Source organism: Porphyromonas sp. CAG:1061 (assembly GCF_000435035.1).
Classification (GTDB): Bacteria; Bacteroidota; Bacteroidia; order Bacteroidales; family Porphyromonadaceae; genus Porphyromonas_A; species Porphyromonas_A somerae.
In genome coordinates this window covers 1-4,672 of record NZ_HF988839.1, presented here as the reverse complement: position 1 = coordinate 4,672, position 4,672 = coordinate 1, and the positions used below count along the sequence as shown (strand labels likewise).

Here is a 4,672-nt window from a genome sequence, read left to right as displayed (position 1 = left end):
ACATTTGAAGCAAATGTGCGAGAATGGCACTTTGTGCAACATTCTCAATAGGGTCATTAACTTCAAATGCGTAGCCCTGCGAATCAGGATTATGAGACAAAAAATAGCAATCTCTCCTTAATACCCCTCCCAATTGCTCGGAATTGACTAATTTTGTATCGTATTCTGTTTGATAATGATATGAATAAAGATAGTATTCGGACCGTCCAACTGGTCCTCACCCCGCTTCTACTCCTCATAGGGATGCTCTATGGGTGTGCCAATCGTGTGGCTCCCGATGGAGGCCCTTACGATGTTACGCCCCCCAAACTAGTCGGTGCGAAGCCCGAGGATAAGGCACTCAATGTGACTAAAAAGAAGGTGGTGCTTACCTTTGACGAGTACGTACAGATAAAAGATGTCTCTAGCAAGGTAATCATTTCCCCACCACAGCTCCAGCAACCAAAGATTATGGCGGTTGGAAAGCGGGTCACCGTTGCCTTGGAAGACGATTTAATACCCAATACCACCTATACCATCGACTTTACTGATGCTATTGTGGATAATAACGAGGGAAACCCTCTTGAAAACTTTTCTTACGCCTTTAGTACGGGCAATGAAATTGATACCATGGAGATCTCGGGTAAGGTGCTCAATATCCGTAACCACGAGCCGATGCAAGGGATGCTCGTGGGGATACAACCCGATAGTGCAGGTTGGAATGCCTTTACAGATACTACCCTTCTCCGCATGAGCCGCACGGGCGATAGGGCACAGTTTGTGATGCGAAATATCAAAGAGGGCAAGTATCGGGTCTACGCACTCAAGGAGAGCGACGGCAACTACCGACACGATATGCCTACGGAGGGGATTGCTTTCCTTGATAGCCTCATCACCACTACCAGTATGGCAAGCACACGGCAAGATACTCTTTGGGTGGATAGCCTCACGATTGATACCATTAAGACCGTACCCTACACCCGCTATCTGCCCGATGACTTGGTGCTCATGTACTACGAGCCACAGACACCACGGCGATATATCAGCAAGCGTGAGTGTCCCGATTCAATGCAGATAAAGCTCACTTTTAACCTGCTTCCAAAGGAGGGGATTGAGGTCAAGGCCTTGGAGCTAAGAGATTCCCTACTCAGGGAGGTAGAGGGCACTCCACCTATTTACGATCTCAATCAGGAGAAGCACGAGGCCACTGCCTTCTTCACCGACCCACACTGGAAAGGAATTAATCAGTTTGTAGTTAGTTACCAATCGGTAGATAGTCTCAACTTGCCTACTCAGGTGAGCGATACCCTAAAACTGAATCTCCCTAAACCGCAAAAAAAAGAGACTAAAGAGGAAAAGGAGGAGACGAAAGAAAAGGACAAAAAGTCTAAGCTGACCATCAGGATAGAACACAAGGGCGATGGAGGGGTCAACGACTCCATACTCTTCCACACCTCACTGCCTATTGATACTACTGCCTTTAAGGCCTTTGAGCTATTCAATGCCAATGACAGTATCCTTAAGCCTCTGCCTATAGACTCTATCTGGATGCTTCCCGATCGTGCCACTAGTGGTATGATTAAGGCTCGCTTGCAATACAATACCTCGTACGAACTCTACGTGGATAGTGCTACGTTTGTTGATGTCTATGGGCATCACCTTGCCGAGACTGCCGTTGATGCATTCAAGACACAGCCCAAGGAGGAGTTTGCACAGCTCACTATTGATATTTCGGGCGTTGAGGGTCCCTTTATTGGCGAGCTATTAAGCACAGATGATAAGCCTATTCGCACCATTGTCACCGACCAGTCGAAGATACTATTTGCCGACCTAAAGCCGCAGAAGTATGCCTTCCGACTGATCATTGATAGCAATGGTAATGGACAGTGGGATCCAGGTAGCTACCGCGATAGCATTCAGCCTGAACAGGTCTACTATATGCCTAAGATACTGGAGGTGATGAAGAATTGGAAGGTCACTGAAACCTTTACTCCACTCACTACACCTATAGACCAGCAAAAGCCAAAGGAGATGATCAAAAATAAACCGAAGGCAACGGAGCGGAAAGACCGCAACAAAGAGCGTGAAGAAGAGCTGAAAAAGCGGAGAAGTGGCGCAGGCGATCAAGGTGGCATGAACACCGGCATGGGTGGCATGGGCGGACTAGGTGGGCTAGGCGGCATGATGCCAGCTGGTAGTCAGTACTAGCCACATGTCGTGCAACCTTTATAAAAGAGGCGGAAGTGCACCTAGGTGTTCTCCCGCCTCTTCACGTATGTGACCTAGCCCGAATTCCGAAAGCAACGTAGCAGATTGCCTTCGTGCAACAGTCTCAGTTATAGACGCTCCACGCTCTTGACCCCGCTCACCTCTCGCACTGTTTTGAGGAGAGTATTCACCTGAGAAGGATTATGGAGGTGCAGATTAAGCAGAGCTTGAAAGAGTCCATCGGCCGACTTAATGCTGTAGTCTCGGAGAGTCACTCCCTCTACCGTTGCTACTTGATTGACCACCGAATGCACAATGCTCAGGTTGTCGTGCCCTACCACTCTCAGCACAATCTCCACTCCCTGTCTAGCATCTCCCTTCCAGCGCGCCTTGAGGATTCGATATCCGAAGCGATTAAATAGATCTAGGGCATTGGGGCAATCCATGCGATGAATCTTTATCCCCGATCGAGAGACAAAGGCAAAGATCCGGTCACCATAAATCGGGTTACAGCACTTGGATAGCTGGTAATCGACGCCCGAGATGCCATTATCAATGGTCAGAATATTGTCATCCTCTTCCACTATCTTCTCAGCCTCTGTACGGGCAATGTATTTATCAGCTGATAAGGGACCCTCATCACTCCCTTGCGAAGGTGCCTCCTGAGCCTGCTTGTACTCATCAAGGAAAACATTGAGGTCTATCCGCCCTTCATTTACCTCGTGAAAGAATTCACTCGTCACCTTAAACCCCTTTTTCTTCAAAAGGCGGACGAATAGTGCCTCATCATACTCCAGCTTGCGATTGCGCATGCGTCGATGCATCTCCTCTTTGGTGATCGCGATGGCTCGCTCCGACTCCACTCGTAGAGCTTGGCGGATCTTGGAGCGTGCTTTACTGGTCACCACAAATCGGAGCCAATCGGCACTCGGTGTTTGGTTGGAGGAGGTATTGACCGAGACGGTATCGCCATTATTGAGGGGTTGCCGAATACTTACATTCCGCCCATTGACCTGGGCAGAGACCGTCTTCGCCCCCAACCCGCTATGGATAGCATAGGCAAAGTCGAGCACGGTTGCCCCCTTAGGGAGCTTCACCAAGTCTCCCTTAGGTGTAAAGACATAGATCTCCTCATCGTAGAGGTTCATCCTAAAGTTTTGGATCAGCTCCTCGGGGCTTGCCGACTTATTTTCCATCGCTTGCCGCACACTGGTCATAAAGTCATCTAGCCCCGTTTCACTCTTCACCCCCTTGTACCGCCAGTGAGCTGCCAGCCCCTTCTCAGCGATTTCATCCATACGCTCGGTGCGGATCTGCACCTCTACCCACTTCTGCTCTGGACCCATCACGGTGATATGGAGGCTCTCATACCCATTGCTCTTGGGTATGGAGAGCCAATCCTTTAGTCGCTTAGGATTGGGCTGAAACATATCGGTGATAATAGAGTAAGCTTTCCAGCATTGACTCCGCTCTTCCTCAAGAGGAGCGTCGAGTATCACCCGGATGGCAAAGAGGTCGTAGATCGCTTCAAACTCTATCTTTTGCTTCACCAGTTTATTGCGGATCGATGAGATGGACTTTGTTCGTCCCTTAATAGAAAACTTCAAGCCCACCGCCTTCAGAGCCTTCTCTACAGGCTCTATAAACTTAGCGATATAGGCATCACGCGACCGCTTGGTCTCTGCTAGTTTATCTTTGATAAAGTTGTAGGTGCTTCTATCGGTGTACTTCAAGCACATATCCTCCATCTCACTCTTGATACTGTAAAGCCCCAGTCGGTGAGCCAAAGGTGCGAATAAAAAGGAGACCTCGATGCTGAGGTCGGCTTGTCCCTCGGCATCCAAATGCTTATCGGCGAGTCTCAATTGCACCAAACGATCGGCAATAAGGATCAAAATGATCCTCACATCCTCGGCGAAAGAGAGGAGAAAGTGACTAAAGTTGTCACTCGTTATCACTGTGCTCTTGGAGTAAAGGTCACCCACCTTCTGCAGAAGCTCAACAAGGTGTAGCACATCCTCTCCAAAAAGTTCTCGCACTCGTGATTCTTTCACAGCACCTCTCTGCACTGGTAGCTGTAGAAGTAATGCAATGATGCTGGCACCACCAACACCAACCTCCTCGGCAAGTGCTATGGAGGTCAGTAGCTTTTGCGAGAGCAGTGGTAAGCCAAAGCGATCCATCTCCCCTCTTGTCTCTAGCTCGAACGATTGCAGGATAGGGACTAAATCCTGAAGCTCCTTATCCGAAAGGTCGTGAGGTAGCTCTGCTAGCCTCTCTAATAGTAAGTCCAATGAGACCAACTTATCCAATTCCTTATACCTCTTCATCTCTCCTGAATTTACCAGCGTCACTAACTAATTGTATGCTAAGGTACAAATTATACTTCAATTTGCCACAATTAAAGGGGGTAATGCCCAGGGGTTACGTACTAGAATAGTCCTGTGAGTGGTATTTATCGGAGCATCTATGAGTAAGGACCTCG

At 48.6% G+C, this 4,672-nt stretch carries 2 protein-coding genes; one reads left to right on the top strand and one right to left on the bottom strand.

Annotation, left to right across the window (positions count from 1 at the left end; all coding sequences use genetic code 11):
* Nucleotides 1-180 precede the first annotated feature (180 nt).
* Nucleotides 181-2,187 carry an Ig-like domain-containing protein gene (locus QVO39_RS00765; RefSeq protein WP_021902596.1) on the top strand — a complete coding sequence of 669 codons (2,007 nt, stop codon included), beginning with the start codon at nucleotides 181-183 and terminating at the stop codon, nucleotides 2,185-2,187.
* 128 nt (nucleotides 2,188-2,315) lie between these two features.
* Here QVO39_RS00765 and QVO39_RS00760 read toward each other — a convergent pair whose 3' ends face one another.
* Nucleotides 2,316-4,517 (bottom strand): RelA/SpoT family protein, encoded by a 2,202-nt coding sequence (locus QVO39_RS00760; RefSeq protein ID WP_021902595.1) that lies wholly within the window; start codon nucleotides 4,515-4,517, stop codon nucleotides 2,316-2,318.
* Nucleotides 4,518-4,672: the final 155 nt, after the last annotated feature.